The following is a 15,043-nucleotide window of genomic DNA, read 5'->3' on the forward strand; positions in this document are numbered from 1 at the left end:
ATCTCGATACGCCCTCTGCGAGGGCTACTCGATCAGCATGAAGCGGAGACGCCCTCTGCAGTGCCGATCGATCAGCAGGGGAGTTCATGCTGGTCGAGTAGCCGCGCAGCGGCGTATCGAGACCCGTCGGCCGGCGCGCAGGGCGTTTCGCGCCACAGCTCGGCCGGGCTCCGCGCCGACCTACTGTGATCGGCGACCGGTGGCGAGTACGAGCCGGTCTCCGGTTCGAGGGAGTCTCCGTGGTCGTCGTCCTGTCCCCACTCGCCGGGCGCGCCGTGCCCCTCTCGGCCGTCCCCGACCCGCTCTTCGCGGCCGGCGTGATGGGAGCGGGGGTCGCGATCGAGCCTCCTGCTGAGGCCGTCGAGGTGATGTCCCCGGTCCGCGGGATCCTGCTCCAGGTCCTGCCGCACGCGTTCGTGGTCGTCGCGGACGGCGGTCGGGCGGTGCTCGTCCATCTCGGGATCGACACGGTGCGGCTGAAGGGCGTCGGATTCACGATCCTCGCCGCCAAGGGCGACCGCGTCGAGGCGGGGACTCCCGTCCTGGCCTACGACGTCCCCGCGATCGTCGCCGCGGGACTCCCGCCCGTCGTCCCCGTCGTCGTGCTGGAGTGCACGGCGGACCACGTCGACGTCCTCGCGGCGGACGGCGCGTCCGTCCTCGCCGGCGACCCTCTGCTCTCCGCATGACCGCGCGCCCCGGGAGCGCGCCCGTCTCGCGCCGTCGCCCGGCCGTCCGCGGCTTCGCCGGACTGCAGCGCCTCGGCAAGAGCCTGATGCTCCCGATCGCGGTCCTGCCCGCGGCGGGGCTCCTCCTCCGGACCGGGCAGCCGGACCTGCTCGGGCGGATCGACGTGCCCGTCCTGGGCCCGTTCTTCACGGCCATGAGCGCGGCGGGCGGCGCCCTCTTCGAGAACCTGCCGCTGCTGTTCGCCGTCGGCGTCGCCATCGGCTTCACCAGGAAGCCGGACGGCTCGACCGCGCTCGCGGCCGTCGTCGGCCACCTCGTGCTCGCGAAGGTCTTCACCGTCCTGTCGCCGATCGTCCTGGCGGGGCGGACGACGGCCGCCGGCGACCAGGCGCAGATCGACTACAGCGTCTTCGGCGGGATCGTGGTCGGTCTGCTCACGGCCGTGCTGTTCGACCGGTTCCACACCGTTCAGCTCCCCGCCTCCCTCGGTTTCTTCAGCGGCCGGCGGTTCGTCCCGATCGTCGTCTCGCTCGCGTGCCTCGTCGTCGGCTTCGGTCTCAGCTGGTTCTACCCGGTCTTCGAGTCCGGCCTCACCGGTCTCGGAGCCTTCATCGGCGGCACCGGGGCGCTCGGCGCCTTCGTCTACGGCTTCGCCAACCGGATGCTGATCCCCCTCGGGCTGCACCACATCCTCAACTCGTACGTCTGGTTCCTCCAGGGCTCGTACACGAACGCCGACGGCGGTGTCGTCACGGGGGAGCTGACCCGCTTCGCCGCGGGGGACCCGACGGCGGGCGCGCTCACGTCGGGCTTCTACCCGGTGCTCATGTTCGGACTCCCGGCGGCGGCGCTGGCGATGATCCACGTGTCGAACCGCTCGCAGCGCGCCGCCGCGATCGGCATCCTCGGTGCGGCCGGCCTGACCGCCTTCCTCACCGGCATCACGGAGCCGCTGGAGTTCGCGTTCATGTTCGCGGCGTTCCCGCTCTACGTCGTGCACGCCGTGCTGACCGGTCTGTCCCTCGCCTTCGCGGACCTCCTCGACGTCCACCTCGGCTTCTCGTTCTCCGCCGGGCTCGTCGACCTGCTTCTCTACGGCACGGCGCCCGCCGCGAAGAACGTCGGGCTGCTCGTGGTGATGGGAGTCGTGTACTCCGTCGTCTACTACCTGCTGTTCCGGCTCGTGATCACGAGGTGGAACCTGCGCACTCCCGGGCGCGAGGACGTCGTCTCCGGCGTGGACGAGGGCGATTCCGCCGCTGTCGAAGCGCCGGAGCCGACCCCCGTCACGAACGACCCGCCGGAGTCCGAGGCCGAGTCGCTCATCGCGGCCTTCGGCGGGCGCGGCAACCTCGTCCACGTCGACGCGTGCATCACGCGCCTGCGCGTCGAGGTCGGTGACCGCTCGCTGGTCGATCAGGCACGGCTGAAGGCGCTCGGGGCGGCCGGTGTGCTCGAGGTGGGCGAGAACGTCCAGGCGGTCTTCGGACCCCGCGCGGAGGCGCTGAAGAACGACATCCTCGACGCGCTCTGACCCGGCACATGCTGGTCGAGCAGCCGCGGAGCGGCGTATCGAGACCCGATGGGCTCAGCAGGCAGGGGACCCTCGGGTCAGCGGGTGGCGTCGGCGGAGGTCGCGACGGACGCGGCGTCGGGCTCGGCCCAGACGGCGATCGGCTTCGGGTCCCAGGTGAGGGCGGCGGGCTCGGCGACGGGGGCGGCCGGCTCCGCGGTGACGGGGGGAGTGGAGGCGCGCATCACGGGGATGGCGGAGGTGACCGGGTTCGCGGTGGCCTCGACGCCGGCGCGCAGCTGCTCGGACTGGATCGCGGCGGACAGCTCGTGGGCGAGCGAGCGGGCGAGCATCCCGTGGAAGATCGGGTCGCGGTCGTCATGGCTGCGCCGGGTGACGACCCAGGCGCCCTCGGCGCCGACGAAGGCGGAGAGGCGCTCGTGCACGACGGCGAAGAGCTGGTCCTGCGTGAGCGCGGGGGCCGCGACGACCTCGGGGGCCGGTTGGCGGCGCCTCAGACGAAACCTCATGACGAACCCCGTTTCCCGTGCCGCGTGCTGAGTCTCCAGTGTCCCGGGGCGAGGGCGCCGGAGCGCGCTGACACGCCGCGGCCCAGGGCACGCGGCGTGTCAGAGGGGTGCGGCGGTCAGCGGTCGCGCTTCTTGCCGTTCTGCTCCTTGACGAGCTCCTTCGAGTCGTAGGAGACCGAGCCGATGGCGACCGCGAGCGCGATCGCCCAGCTGACCCACTGCAGGGCCAGCCGCCAGTCGCGCGGACCCTTGCGCGTCGTCTGCAGGATGGACCAGCCTCCGACGATCGCGCTGATGACGCTGGAATTGAGAATGAACTTGCGCATCGATTGCCTCCTGTGTTCACCACGACGCTAGCGGTGCGGCCCGCTTCCCTCCCAACGGTTGACACCGCCGACGGCCATCGGGCGGCTCCGTCGCCGGTTCCGCCCGCTACGGTGAACCGCTGCTCGGCGCCGGGCCGCGGCGGGCACCGAGGAGAACGGACACGAGATGCGCACGGCTGTGATCGGGGCGGTGCTCCTCGTGCTCGGCGCGATCGCCGCCCTCACCGGGGTCCTGCCGATGGACGCGCTCGGCGAGCTGGTCGAGCGCACGGCGCCGATCCTCGCCTTCGTGGTCGCCGTCACCGTGGTGGCGGAGCTGGCGTCCGAGGCCGGAGTCTTCACGGTCGTGGCCGAGCGGGCCGCGATCTGGGGCCGCGGGCGGACCGCTCTGCTCTGGCTCCTCGTGGTCGCGATGGCGATCGTCAGCACCGTCTTCCTCTCCCTCGACACCACCGCCGTGCTGCTCACGCCGGTCGTCGTGCTGCTCGCCGCGCACGTGCGGGTGTCGCCGCTGCCGTTCGCGATGGCGACCGTCTGGCTCGCCAACTGCGCCTCCCTGCTGCTCCCTGTGTCGAACCTCACCAACCTCCTGGCAGAGAGGCGGCTCGGCGTCGACGGGCCGCTCGCCTTCGCCGCGCTGACCGCCGCGCCCGCGCTCGTCGCGGCCGTGATCCCGGTGCTCGTGCTCGCGATCCGCTACCGCCGCGAGCTCGCCGGCCGCTACCGGACGGGGGAGCGGACCCCGGTCGAGGACCGCGTCCTGCTGATCGGCGCCGGCGTCGTCGTCGCGCTGCTGCTGCCCGCCCTCGTCTCCGGGCTCGAGGTGTGGATCCCCGCGGCCGTCGCGGCGCTCGCCCTCGTCGTGCTCTTCGCGGTGCGGCGGCCATCCGCGCTGAAGGTCTCGCTCCTGCCGTGGCAGTTGGTCGTCTTCGCGTCCGGTCTCTTCGTCGTGATGGAGGCTGCGCACCAGCTCGGCCTCGGAGCGGCGCTCGCCGTGGTCGCGGGCGACGGGAGCGGCGTGGGCGACCTGCTCCGGCTCGCGGGCTCCGGCGTCGTGGCCGCGAACCTCGTCGACAACCTGCCGGCCTACCTCGCGCTCGAGCCGGTCGCCGCCGATCCGGTGCGCCTCGTCGCCCTGCTGATCGGCGTGAACGCCGGGCCGCTGATCACCCCGTGGGCCTCGCTCGCCACGCTGCTCTGGCACCAGCGGCTGACCGCGCTCGGCGTGACGATCTCCTGGCGGCAGTACGCGCTGCTCGGCGCCGTCGCGGTGGTGCCGACGGTCGGCGGCGCGGTGCTGGCGCTCGCTCTCGCTCAGGGCTGAGACCCGGCCCCCGTCCGAGTGCGGCTGGTAGCCTCCCCGGGTACGAAGACGGCACGACCGACGATCGGGACCCACCATTCCTCCGCACTCCGCCTCCGCCCCCGCACCCCTCGAGGACAGCACCGACGACAGCACCGATGACCGGGACACCGCGACCGCGGACGCCCCCGTCTCGACCGCACGCAACGCGTTCGTGGTGGTCTCGAACCGCCTCCCCGTCGACCGCGTCGTCGACGCCGACGGCACCGCGTCGTGGAAGACCTCGCCCGGCGGGCTGGTCACCGCGCTCGAGCCCGTGATGCGCGCCAACGAGGGCGCCTGGGTCGGCTGGCCCGGCGTCGCGGACGAGGAGGTCGCGCCGTTCGAGAACGACGGCGTGCAGATCGTCCCGGTCGCGCTCAGCGCCCAGGAGCTCGAGGACTACTACGAGGGCTTCTCCAACGACACCCTCTGGCCGCTCTACCACGACGTGATCGCGCCGCCCACCTACCACCGCGAGTGGTGGGACGCCTACGTCCGGGTGAACCGCCGCTTCGCCGAGGCCGCCGCCGCCGTCACGGAGCAGGACGGCGTCGTCTGGGTGCAGGACTACCAGCTGCAGCTGGTGCCGAAGATGCTCCGCGAGCTGCGCCCGGACGTCACGATCGGCTTCTTCAACCACATCCCGTTCCCGCCCTACGGCATCTTCGCCCAGCTCCCGTGGCGCAAGCAGATCGTCGAGGGCCTGCTGGGCGCCGACGTGATCGGCTTCCAGCGCCAGGGCGACGCGGGCAGCTTCCTCCGCGCGGTCCGCCGCCTGCTCGGCTACGACACCCGCAGCACCGTCGTCGAGGTGCCCGTCGAGGACGACGCGGTCGACGGCACCCGCCGGGTCAACCGCTCGCGCCGCGGCGCCAGCGTCCGCCCGGTGGTCGCCCGCCACTTCCCGATCTCGATCGATTCCGCCGCGTTCGAGGCGATGGCGCGCACCCCCGAGATCCAGGAGCGGGCGCGGCAGATCCGCTCCGACCTGGGCGACCCCGAGGTGGTCATGCTCGGCGTCGACCGCCTGGACTACACCAAGGGCATCGGCCACCGGCTCAAGGCGTTCGGCGAGCTGCTCGCAGACGGCCGCCTCAGCACCAAGGACGCGGTGCTCGTCCAGGTCGCGAGCCCGAGCCGCGAGCGGGTGGAGACCTACAAGCTCCTGCGGGACGACATCGAGCTGCAGGTCGGCCGGATCAACGGCGACTACGGCACCATCGGCAACCCGGCGATCAGCTACCTGCACCACGGCTACCCGCGCGAGGAGATGGTGGCGCTCTACCTCGCCGCCGACGTGATGCTGGTGACGGCGCTGCGCGACGGGATGAACCTGGTCGCGAAGGAGTACGTCGCCTCCCGCTTCGACAACGACGGCGTGCTCGTGCTGAGCGAGTTCACCGGCGCCGCGGACGAGCTGAAGCAGGCCGTGCAGATCAACCCGCACGACATCTCCGGGCTCAAGGACGCGATCGAGAGCGCGGCCCGGATGCCGCGCGCCGAGCGCACCCGCCGGATGCGGGCGCTGCGCCGCCGCGTGCTCGAGAACGACGTCTCGCGCTGGTCCGCCAGCTTCCTCGACGCGCTGAGCGAGCACGCCGCGGGCCAGCAGCTCGACGTGCACCCGGCCGCGCGCGGCCAGGAGGCGCCGCTCGGCCAGGAGGCGGAGCACCACGAGGACGGCGTCCGCGGTCGCGCGGCCGAGGACGCGCACCACGAGGACGTCCGCCGCGACGAGGCCCGCGGCGACGACGCGGAGGCGACGCGATGACCGTCGTCGCCCCGACGCCCGGCGAGCACCTGCCCGGCGTGCCCGACCGCCTCGTCACCGCGCTGCGCGAGCTCGCCGCGACCGGACGGCTGCTGGTGGCGCTCGACTTCGACGGCACGCTGGCCCCGGAGGTCGACGACCCTGCGCGCGCCCGCGCCCTGCCCGAGGCGCGCGAGGCCGTGCTCCGGCTGCTCGCGCTGCCCGGCACCCGCGTCGCGCTGGTCTCCGGCCGCGCGCTCGGCAGCCTCGAGGAGGTCGCGCAGCTGCCGGATGAGGCGCTGCTGGTCGGCTCGCACGGCATCGAGATCCGCCTGGACCCGGGCGACGACGCCGTCCGCCTCGACGAGACGGAGCTGGCGAAGGTCGGCGTGCTCGAGGACGTGCTGAAGGGCATCGCCCGCGGCATCGACAACGTCTGGATCGAGGACAAGCCGGCCGGCTTCGCCCTGCACACCCGCCTCGCGACGGACCGGCACAGCCGCGTCGCGCACGTCGTCGCCCTCTCCGAGGCGCGCGCGGAGGTCGAGGGCGTCACCGTCCGCGAGGGCAAGAACGTGCTCGAGTTCTCGGTCCGCTCGACCACCAAGGGCGAGGCCGTGCAGCACCTGCGCCGCTACACCGGCGCGACCGCCGTGCTCTACGCGGGCGACGACGTCACCGACGAGGACGCCTTCGCGGTCCTCGGCACCGGCGACGTCGGCGTCAAGAGCGGCGCCGGCACGACCTCGGCCGCCTACCGCGTCCGCGGGCCCGAGCAGATCGCCCACGTGCTGTCGCTGCTCGCCGACTTCCGCGCCACCGCGGGCTGAGCCCGTCCCGTCGATCCGGCGCGAACGGCTGCCCCCGGGCCGCCGACACGACCGTTCGCGACGGATCGGAGCGCGCTGCGGAGCGCGGGAGCACCGCGTGCGAGGCGGTAGCCTCGTCACATGCCGGAAATCGATTGGAAGCCTCGTTCGCGCACCGTCACGGACGGCATCGAGGCCACGACGTCGCGCGGGATGCTGCGCGCCGTGGGAATGGGCGATGACGACTGGGAGAAGCCCCAGATCGGCATCGCCTCGTCGTGGAACGAGATCACCCCCTGCAACCTCTCGCTGGAGCGCCTCGCGCGCAGCGCGAAGGAGGGCGTGCACTCGGGCGGCGGCTACCCGCTGCAGTTCGGCACCATCTCCGTCTCGGACGGCATCTCGATGGGCCACGAGGGCATGCACTTCTCGCTCGTCTCGCGGGAAGTCATCGCCGACTCCGTCGAGACCGTGATGATGGCCGAGCGCCTCGACGGCACCGTCATGCTGGCCGGCTGCGACAAGTCGCTGCCCGGCATGCTGATGGCCGCCGCGCGCCTCGACCTCGCCGCCGTCTTCGTCTACGCCGGCTCGATCGCGCCGGGCTGGGTCAAGCTGTCCGACGGCACCGAGAAGGACATCACGATCATCGACTCCTTCGAGGCGGTCGGCGGCGTCAAGGCCGGGATCATGTCCGAGGAGGACGCCAAGCGCATCGAGTGCGCCTTCGCCCCGGGCGAGGGCTCGTGCGGCGGCATGTATACCGCGAACACGATGGCCAGCGTCGCCGAGGCGCTCGGGATGAGCCTGCCCGGCTCCGCGTCGCCCGCCGCGGCCGACCGCCGCCGCGACTACTTCGCCCGCAAGTCGGGGGAGGCGGTCGTCGAGCTGCTGCGCAACGGCACCACCGCGCGCGACATCCTGACCAAGGAGGCGTTCGAGAACGCGATCGCCGTGGCCATGGCGTTCGGCGGCTCGACCAACGTCATCCTGCACCTGCTCGCGATCGCCAACGAGGCCGAGGTCGACCTCACGATCGACGACTTCAACCGCATCGGCGACACGATCCCGCACATCGGCGACCTCAAGCCGTTCGGCAAGTACGTCATGAACGACGTGGACCGCCACGGCGGCGTCCCCGCCGTGATGAAGGCCCTGCTCGACGCGGGCCTCCTGCACGGCGACTGCCTCACGGTCACCGGCAAGACGGTCGCCGAGAACCTCGCGGCGATGGACATCGCGCCGCTGGACGGCGAGGTCATCCGCACTCTCGACAACCCGATCCACGCCACCGGCGGCCTGACCGTCCTCAAGGGCTCGCTCGCTCCCGAGGGCGCGGTCGTCAAGACGGCCGGCTTCGACGCCTCCGTCTTCGAGGGCCCCGCGCGGGTCTTCGAGCGCGAGCGCGCGGCGATGGACGCGCTGACCGACGGCGACATCAAGAAGGGCGACGTGGTGGTCATCCGCTACGAGGGCCCCAAGGGCGGCCCGGGCATGCGCGAGATGCTGGCCATCACGGCCGCCATCAAGGGGGCCGGCCTCGGAAAAGATGTACTACTGTTGACCGACGGACGATTCTCAGGCGGCACAACCGGCCTGTGCATCGGCCACATAGCTCCCGAATCGGTGGACGCAGGTCCCATCGCATTCGTCCGCGACGGAGACCCGATTCGGGTCGACATCGCCGCTCGATCGATCGACCTACTCGTCGACGAATCCGAGCTCGCCGCCCGCCGAGAAGGCTGGGCGCCCCTCCCGCCGCGCTACACCCGCGGTGTCCTCGCCAAGTACGCCAAGCTCGTCCGCTCGGCCGCCGAGGGCGCCACCACGGGTTGATCCCGGCCCGCTCGGGCCGGCCGCGCATTCGCGCCTCCCGGGCACCGCTCGCTCGCACCCCGAGCCCCGGGTGCCCGCCGCCGCATCACGCTTCGAAGGAATCGACACCCGCATGACCCCGGATCCGTCCGCCGTGCCCACCGCACCGACACCCCAGCCACCCCGCACCGCCGCGTCCGCGCCGGCGGTCGCGCCCGTCGCCGAGTCGCTCACCGGAGCGCAGGCGGTCGTCCGCTCGCTCGAGATGCTCGGGATCGAGGACGTCTTCGGCCTGCCCGGCGGCGCGATCCTGCCCGTCTACGACCCGCTGATGGACTCGTCGAAGATCCGCCACATCCTGGTCCGCCACGAGCAGGGCGCCGGCCACGCGGCCGAGGGCTACGCCGCGGCGACCGGCAAGCTCGGCGTCTGCATCGCGACCTCCGGGCCGGGTGCGACCAACCTCGTCACCGCGATCGCCGACGCGTACATGGACTCCGTGCCGATGCTCGCGATCACCGGCCAGGTCTTCTCGACGCTGATGGGCACCGACGCCTTCCAGGAGGCGGACATCGTCGGCATCACGATGCCGATCACCAAGCACTCCATCCTGGTCACGCGCCCCGAGGACATCCCCTCGGCGCTCGCCTCGGCCGTGCTGATCGCGACGACGGGCCGCCCCGGCCCCGTGCTCGTCGACATCACCAAGGACGCGCAGCAGGACGCGGCGCCGTTCGTCTGGCCGCCGAGGATCGACCTGCCCGGCTACCGCCCGGTGACCAAGGCGCACGGCAAGCAGATCCAGGCCGCGGCGCAGCTGCTGGCCGAGGCGCGCAAGCCCGTGCTCTACGTGGGCGGCGGCATCATCCGCGCCCGCGCGGCGGCCGAGCTGCTGGCGTTCGCCGAGGCCTGCGGTGCCCCCGTCGTCACGACGCTGATGGCGCGCGGCGCTTTCCCGGACTCGCACGAGCAGCAGCTCGGCATGCCCGGCATGCACGGCACCGTCCCCGCGGTGCTCGCGCTGCAGGAGTCGGACCTGATCCTGGCGCTCGGCTCGCGCTTCGACGACCGCGTGACCGGCAAGGCGGCGCTCTTCGCGCCGAACGCCAAGGTCGTGCACGTCGACATCGACCCGGCCGAGATCTCGAAGATCCGGACGGCCGACGTGCCGATCGTGGGCGACCTCAAGGACGTCCTGCCGGACCTCACCGACGCGTTCGCGAAGGCGATCGACGGCGCGGCGCCCGACACGGCCGACTGGTGGACCTACCTCAAGGGCCTGCAGGAGGAGTTCCCGCTCGGCTACACCGAGCCGGTCGACGGCCTGCTCTCGCCGCAGTACGTGATCAAGCGGATCGGCGAGATCACCGGTCCCGAGGGCGTCTTCGCCTCGGGTGTCGGCCAGCACCAGATGTGGGCGGCGCAGTTCATCAAGTACGAGCGCCCGAACTCGTGGCTCAACTCCGGCGGCGCCGGCACGATGGGCTACTCCGTTCCCGCGGCGATGGGCGCCAAGGTGGGCGAGCCCGACCGCACGGTCTGGGCGATCGACGGCGACGGCTGCTTCCAGATGACCAATCAGGAGCTCGCCACCTGCACGATCAACGACATCCCGATCAAGGTCGCGGTGATCAACAACTCCTCGCTCGGCATGGTGCGCCAGTGGCAGACCCTGTTCTACGAGGGCCGCTACTCCAACACCGACCTCAACACGGGGCACGACACCATCCGCGTGCCGGACTTCGTGAAGCTCGCGGAGGCCTACGGCGCCCTGGGCATCCGGGTCACCAAGCCGGAGGAGATCGACGCGGCCATCGAGCTCGCGATCGCCACCAACGACCGGCCCGTCGTGATCGACTTCGTGGTCAGCCGCGACTCCATGGTGTGGCCGATGGTCCCGCAGGGCGTCTCGAACAGCTACGTCCAGTACGCCCGAGACCACAGCCCGACCTGGGACGACGAGGAGTAGACCGCATGACCCACCACGTTCTCTCCCTGCTCGTCGAGGACAAGCCGGGACTGCTCACCCGCGTCGCGGGACTGTTCGCACGCCGCGGCTTCAACATCGAGTCGCTGGCCGTCGGGCCGACCGAGCTCGAGGGGCTCTCGCGCATCACGGTCGCCGTCGACGTCGAGGACCTCCCGCTCGAGCAGGTGACGAAGCAGCTGAACAAGCTGATCAACGTCATCAAGATCGTCGAGCTCGACCCCGACCAGTCGGTGCACCGCGAGCACCTGCTCGTGAAGGTGCGCGTCGACAACGTCACCCGCTCGCAGGTGCTCGAGGCCGTGAACCTCTTCCGCGCCCGCGTCGTCGACGTCGCGACCGACGCCCTGGTGATCGAGGTCACCGGCGACTCGGGCAAGACCACCGCGTTCCTCCGGGTCATCGAGCCCTACGGCATCAAGGAGATCGCCCAGTCGGGTCTGCTGGCCATCGGCCGCGGCTCGAAGTCGATCACCGAGCGCGTCTTCAAGAACTGACGGCTCCGCGCCGCTCTCCGCTCCGCCCACTCCATCCACAGAAAAGGAAGCATCACGTGACCGAGCTCATCTACGACGCCGACGCCGATCTCTCCATCATCCAGTCCAAGAAGGTCGCGATCGTCGGCTACGGCTCGCAGGGCCACGCCCACGCGCAGAACCTCCGCGACTCCGGAGTCCAGGTCGTCATCGCTCTCAAGGAGGGGTCGAAGTCGACCGCCAAGGCCGAGGACGACGGGTTCGAGGTCAAGAGCGTCGCCGACGCCGCCGAGTGGGCCGACCTGATCATGATCCTCGCGCCGGACCAGCACCAGCGCGCCATCTACAGCGAGCAGATCGCGGACAAGCTGACCGAGGGCAAGACGCTCGCCTTCGCGCACGGCTTCAACATCCGCTTCGGCTACATCGAGGCGCCCGCGGGCGTCGACGTGATCCTGATCGCGCCGAAGGCCCCCGGCCACACCGTGCGCCGCGAGTTCGTCGCCGGCCGCGGCATCCCGGACATCATCGCCGTCGAGAACGACGCGACCGGCACCGCCTGGGAGACCGCGAAGTCCTACGCGAAGGCCATCGGCGGCACCCGCGCCGGCGTCATCAAGACGACCTTCACCGAGGAGACCGAGACCGACCTGTTCGGCGAGCAGGCCGTGCTCTGCGGCGGCACCTCGCAGCTCGTCCAGTACGGCTTCGAGACCCTCGTCGAGGCCGGCTACCAGCCCGAGATCGCCTACTTCGAGGTCCTCCACGAGCTCAAGCTGATCGTCGACCTGATGTGGGAGGGCGGCATCGCCAAGCAGCGCTGGTCGGTCTCCGACACCGCCGAGTACGGCGACTACGTGTCGGGCCCGCGCGTCATCGACCCCAGCGTCAAGCAGAACATGCAGGCGGTGCTCGGCGACATCCAGAGCGGCGCCTTCGCGAAGCGCTTCATCGCGGACCAGGACGCGGGAGCGCCCGAGTTCCAGGAGCTGCGCGCCAAGGGCGAGAAGCACCCGATCGAGGAGACCGGCCGCGAGCTGCGCAAGCTCTTCGCCTGGAAGCAGACCGACGAGGACTACACGGACGGCAGCGTCGCGCGCTAGTCGCCCGCACTGACGGACCTCGGAGCCCCGGGCCGTCGACGGCCACCGCACTCGCGGTGGACGCCGGCGGGGCCGGGGCTCCGTCGCGTCCGGGGGTGGTCCGCCTCGGTCGGGCGCCGCACCTCATGTTGGTCGGGCGCCGCATCTCATGCTGGTCGAGTAGCCGCGCAGCGGCGTATCGAGACCCGCCGTCTTCCGCAGGGCGGGTCTGCAGACCCTCGTTCCGGCGCTGGTGGATCTCGATACGCCCGCTGCGCGGTCCACTCGATCTGCATGATTCGCGAACGGACCCGAAACGGGCGCTGAGCTCTGCGCCGGCCCCTGCCCACGTCCACTCGACACCTGCGCGTCAGTCGAGTCGACCCGTCTCGGGCCCTGCTGCTCGGCCGGAGCCCGTCACGGGTCGACTCGCATCGGCCCTCGCTCCACGGTGGGCGAGCAGGCCCGGAGGGGCGTCTCGAGACCTGAAGTCGTCGGGAGGGCGGGTCTGCAGGGTCGGCGTCTGAAGCTGGAGGATCTCGATACGCCCGCTCTGCGGGCTACTCGATCAGCACGAGGGGGGCGTTCCTCCGATGCACTCCATCCACGGTGGTCTGAAGCTGGGGATCTACTTGGAAGAGACGCCCGCAGACAAGCTGGTCGAGTAGCCCCGCAGGGGCATATCGAGACCCGGCGTCGCCAGCACGGGTGGTCTGCAGACCGTCGTTCTGGCGCTGGCGGATCTCGATGCGCCCGCTGCGCGGGGTGCTCGATCAGCATGCGTGGCGTGCGTGGGCGCCGCGGGGTAGCGCACGGGGTGCGGGGGTAGCGTGGGGCGGATGGAGCGACGAGCGCGGCGGCTGCGGCAGTGGGACGAGGGTATGGCGGCGGCGCGGGACGGGCTGTCGTACGAGGTCTCCGCGGGGGTCGTGCTCTGCGGGGTCGCCGGTGGTGGGCTTGCGGCGGCGCTCGCGCTGGCGTCCGGCGGGATCCTCGAGGCGGCGCCGGTCGCGCTGCGGACCGTCACGGCGTTGGCGCTCGCGCTGATCGCGGGGACGGTGCTGGTCGCCACGGCGTCGGCGATGCGCCGGCGGACCGAGGCGGCGGCGGCGCGCTACACGCATGCGGCCTGGCCCGTGCCCGCCGATCTCGACCGGGACGACCTCGCCGAGACCGCTGATCTGCCCTTCGACGTCCGGCTCGCGGAGGACGCCCTCTCGCCGGCGGATCTGGCGGGGATCCTCGCACCGTCGCGCTCGGCGTGGTCTGAGGCGCGGGGGAGAGCCGCCGCGCAGGGTCTGCGGGCCCGCTCCGCGCTGTTCTCGGTGCTCTCGCTCGTCGTCGTCGTCATCGCGGTGGTCGGCCTGCTGCTGCTGCTCTCGGCCGTCGCGCTCGACGGCTCGGAGGGGCTCCTCGTCTCCGCGGCCGTCGTCGTCGCGGTCGGAGCAGGGGCCGGGATCGGCTCGTCGCAGGGGAACGGCCTGCTCCTGGCCGTCGTCCGCTCCTCGGACGCTCAGCTGGCGCGGAGCCGGCGCCTGCTGGTCGAGCTCTGGCCGGGGGACCTGGAAGAGGGACCGCTGTCGGTGCGCGGCGGGGTCGCGGCGATCGACCGGCGCCGGCTGCGGGGTGCCTCGCGCAGGGCGGTGCCGCCCGGCACGGCCGCCGCGCGGGTGGCGCCGATCGTGATGCTCGCGTGCGCGCTGCTGCTGGCGACCCTGCTGCCGCTGCTGTCCTAGCGCCGCCCCCCGGGGTGCGCCGGGGGCGGGGTCGCCCGTGACCGCCCGTCAGGCGCCGGCGTCGCGGGCCAGGCGGCGCAGGCCGCCCTTCGGCGGGACGAGCACGGGCTCGGGCCAGCGCGGAGCGAGGTGGTCGCCGAGCGTCACCCGGCGGATCTTCCGGCCGACCAGGGGGAGCACCCAGTCGTGCGCCCAGCGGTACTGGTCGCGCAGGAGCTCGCGCGGGGTGAGCGGCTCGGGCGCGTCCCAGGGACCGGCGGAGATGGTGTGCGGGACGCCCAGGACGTCGAGCACCTCGGCCGCCAGCACGCGGTGCCCGCGCTTGGAGAGGTGCATCCGGTCGCTCGACCACATCGCGGGCTCGCGGAACGCCTGCATCCGCCAGTAGTCGACGAGGACGGCGCCGCGCTCGCGGGCGATCCGGCGGACGGCGCTGTTGTAGACGCGGTTGCGCTTGACGAACATCCGCGGTGCGGGCAGCCCGGGGATGTCGAAGCCGGTGAAGAGCACGAGCGAGGCGCCCGTCGTCGCGAGCGCGTCGACCAGGTGCTCGTAGCCGTCGATCAGCACGCGCATGTCGGTGCCGAGGTCGAGGATGTCGTTGCCGCCGGCGTAGAGCGTCACCAGGGTCGGCCGCAGCTCCAGCGCGGGCGTCAGCTGCTCGGCGGTGATCTGCGCGAGCCGCTTGCTGCGGATGGCGAGGTTCGCGTACTCCCAGCCGGGCTCGGCGCGGGCGAGGCGGTCGGCGACGCGGTCGGCCCAGCCGCGGACGCCGTTGGGCAGGAGCCGGTGCGGGTCGCCGACGCCCTCGGTGAAGGAGTCGCCGATCGCGACGTAGCGGCGCCGGCCGCCCTCCGCCGCGCGCTCGTCCGTCCCCGACTGCTCCGCCATCCCCGAAGGGTCCCGCCTGGGGGAGGCCGGGGGGTGACCGCGCGGTGGCGGGGAGGTGTCGGGGTGCTCCGAGCCGACTGCGAGGGACGCGCG

At 72.2% G+C, this 15,043-nt stretch carries 13 protein-coding genes; 10 read left to right on the forward strand and 3 right to left on the reverse strand.

What is annotated here, in order from left to right:
* The first annotated feature begins 239 nt into the window (after window positions 1-239).
* Both HRK28_RS12925 and HRK28_RS12930 read left to right on the forward strand, forming a co-directional pair.
* Window positions 240-689: a PTS glucose transporter subunit IIA gene (locus tag HRK28_RS12925; protein WP_173251852.1), complete on the forward strand. Its 450-nt coding sequence runs from the start codon at window positions 240-242 to the stop codon at window positions 687-689.
* The gene (locus tag HRK28_RS12930) at window positions 686-2,224 is read left to right on the forward strand and encodes a PTS transporter subunit EIIC (protein ID WP_173251853.1); all 1,539 of its coding nucleotides are present in this window, start codon (window positions 686-688) and stop codon (window positions 2,222-2,224) included. The genes HRK28_RS12925 and HRK28_RS12930 overlap by 4 nt, the downstream gene beginning before the upstream one ends.
* 77 nt (window positions 2,225-2,301) lie before the next feature.
* On the opposite strand, the gene HRK28_RS12935 is transcribed toward HRK28_RS12930, so the two are convergent.
* On the reverse strand, window positions 2,302-2,733 hold the full coding sequence (locus HRK28_RS12935) for a hypothetical protein (protein ID WP_173251854.1): 432 nt from the start codon (window positions 2,731-2,733) through the stop codon (window positions 2,302-2,304).
* A gap of 116 nt (window positions 2,734-2,849) precedes the next feature.
* Entirely contained in the window at window positions 2,850-3,059 is a 210-nt protein-coding gene (locus HRK28_RS12940) for a hypothetical protein (RefSeq protein WP_123447985.1), read from the reverse strand.
* Window positions 3,060-3,225: 166 nt separating this feature from the next.
* Between HRK28_RS12940 and HRK28_RS12945 the strand changes: the two genes are divergently transcribed.
* The 8 genes from HRK28_RS12945 (at window position 3,226) to HRK28_RS12980 (ending at window position 14,059) form a co-directional block, all read left to right on the forward strand.
* Window positions 3,226-4,383, forward strand: a complete 1,158-nt coding sequence (locus HRK28_RS12945) for an SLC13 family permease (protein ID WP_160090361.1) — start codon at window positions 3,226-3,228, stop codon at window positions 4,381-4,383.
* A 193-nt stretch (window positions 4,384-4,576) separates the two neighbouring features.
* Complete coding sequence (locus HRK28_RS12950) at window positions 4,577-6,175, forward strand: trehalose-6-phosphate synthase (protein ID WP_173251855.1); 1,599 nt, start codon at window positions 4,577-4,579, stop codon at window positions 6,173-6,175.
* Window positions 6,172-6,984, forward strand: coding sequence for a trehalose-phosphatase (gene otsB, locus HRK28_RS12955; RefSeq protein ID WP_173251856.1), 813 nt, complete (start codon window positions 6,172-6,174; stop codon window positions 6,982-6,984). Before HRK28_RS12950 ends, otsB begins: the two co-directional genes overlap by 4 nt.
* Before the next feature lie 120 nt (window positions 6,985-7,104).
* Window positions 7,105-8,799, forward strand: coding sequence for a dihydroxy-acid dehydratase (gene ilvD / locus HRK28_RS12960; protein WP_160090358.1), 1,695 nt, complete (start codon window positions 7,105-7,107; stop codon window positions 8,797-8,799).
* A gap of 112 nt (window positions 8,800-8,911) precedes the next feature.
* Window positions 8,912-10,747: an acetolactate synthase large subunit gene (locus HRK28_RS12965; protein WP_160090357.1), complete on the forward strand. Its 1,836-nt coding sequence runs from the start codon at window positions 8,912-8,914 to the stop codon at window positions 10,745-10,747.
* Window positions 10,748-10,752: 5 nt separating this feature from the next.
* On the forward strand, window positions 10,753-11,262 hold the full coding sequence (ilvN, locus tag HRK28_RS12970; protein ID WP_123447978.1) for an acetolactate synthase small subunit: 510 nt from the start codon (window positions 10,753-10,755) through the stop codon (window positions 11,260-11,262).
* A 56-nt stretch (window positions 11,263-11,318) separates the two neighbouring features.
* Window positions 11,319-12,344: a ketol-acid reductoisomerase gene (gene ilvC, locus HRK28_RS12975; RefSeq protein ID WP_123734023.1), complete on the forward strand. Its 1,026-nt coding sequence runs from the start codon at window positions 11,319-11,321 to the stop codon at window positions 12,342-12,344.
* Between the two features lie 818 nt (window positions 12,345-13,162).
* Window positions 13,163-14,059, forward strand: a complete 897-nt coding sequence (locus HRK28_RS12980; RefSeq protein ID WP_173251857.1) for a hypothetical protein — start codon at window positions 13,163-13,165, stop codon at window positions 14,057-14,059.
* A gap of 48 nt (window positions 14,060-14,107) precedes the next feature.
* Here the strand turns inward: HRK28_RS12980 and HRK28_RS12985 are convergent, their stop codons facing one another.
* Window positions 14,108-14,950, reverse strand: a complete 843-nt coding sequence (locus tag HRK28_RS12985; protein ID WP_173251858.1) for an SGNH/GDSL hydrolase family protein — start codon at window positions 14,948-14,950, stop codon at window positions 14,108-14,110.
* Window positions 14,951-15,043: the final 93 nt, after the last annotated feature.

Source organism: Rathayibacter sp. VKM Ac-2835, from assembly GCF_013266705.1.
Taxonomy (GTDB): domain Bacteria; phylum Actinomycetota; class Actinomycetes; order Actinomycetales; family Microbacteriaceae; genus Rathayibacter.

Excerpts from the sequence above, each read along its gene's own strand:
- HRK28_RS12930 (WP_173251853.1), top strand. The coding sequence starts at position 686 with ATGACCGCGCGCCCCGGGAGCGCGCCCGTCTCGCGCCGTCGCCCGGCC.
- HRK28_RS12935 (WP_173251854.1), bottom strand. The coding sequence starts at position 2,733 with ATGAGGTTTCGTCTGAGGCGCCGCCAACCGGCCCCCGAGGTCGTCGCG.
- HRK28_RS12940 (WP_123447985.1), bottom strand. The coding sequence starts at position 3,059 with ATGCGCAAGTTCATTCTCAATTCCAGCGTCATCAGCGCGATCGTCGGA.
- HRK28_RS12945 (WP_160090361.1), top strand. The coding sequence starts at position 3,226 with ATGCGCACGGCTGTGATCGGGGCGGTGCTCCTCGTGCTCGGCGCGATC.
- otsB (WP_173251856.1), top strand. The coding sequence starts at position 6,172 with ATGACCGTCGTCGCCCCGACGCCCGGCGAGCACCTGCCCGGCGTGCCC.
- ilvD (WP_160090358.1), top strand. The coding sequence starts at position 7,105 with ATGCCGGAAATCGATTGGAAGCCTCGTTCGCGCACCGTCACGGACGGC.
- HRK28_RS12965 (WP_160090357.1), top strand. The coding sequence starts at position 8,912 with ATGACCCCGGATCCGTCCGCCGTGCCCACCGCACCGACACCCCAGCCA.
- ilvN (WP_123447978.1), top strand. The coding sequence starts at position 10,753 with ATGACCCACCACGTTCTCTCCCTGCTCGTCGAGGACAAGCCGGGACTG.
- HRK28_RS12980 (WP_173251857.1), top strand. The coding sequence starts at position 13,163 with ATGGAGCGACGAGCGCGGCGGCTGCGGCAGTGGGACGAGGGTATGGCG.
- HRK28_RS12985 (WP_173251858.1), bottom strand. The coding sequence starts at position 14,950 with ATGGCGGAGCAGTCGGGGACGGACGAGCGCGCGGCGGAGGGCGGCCGG.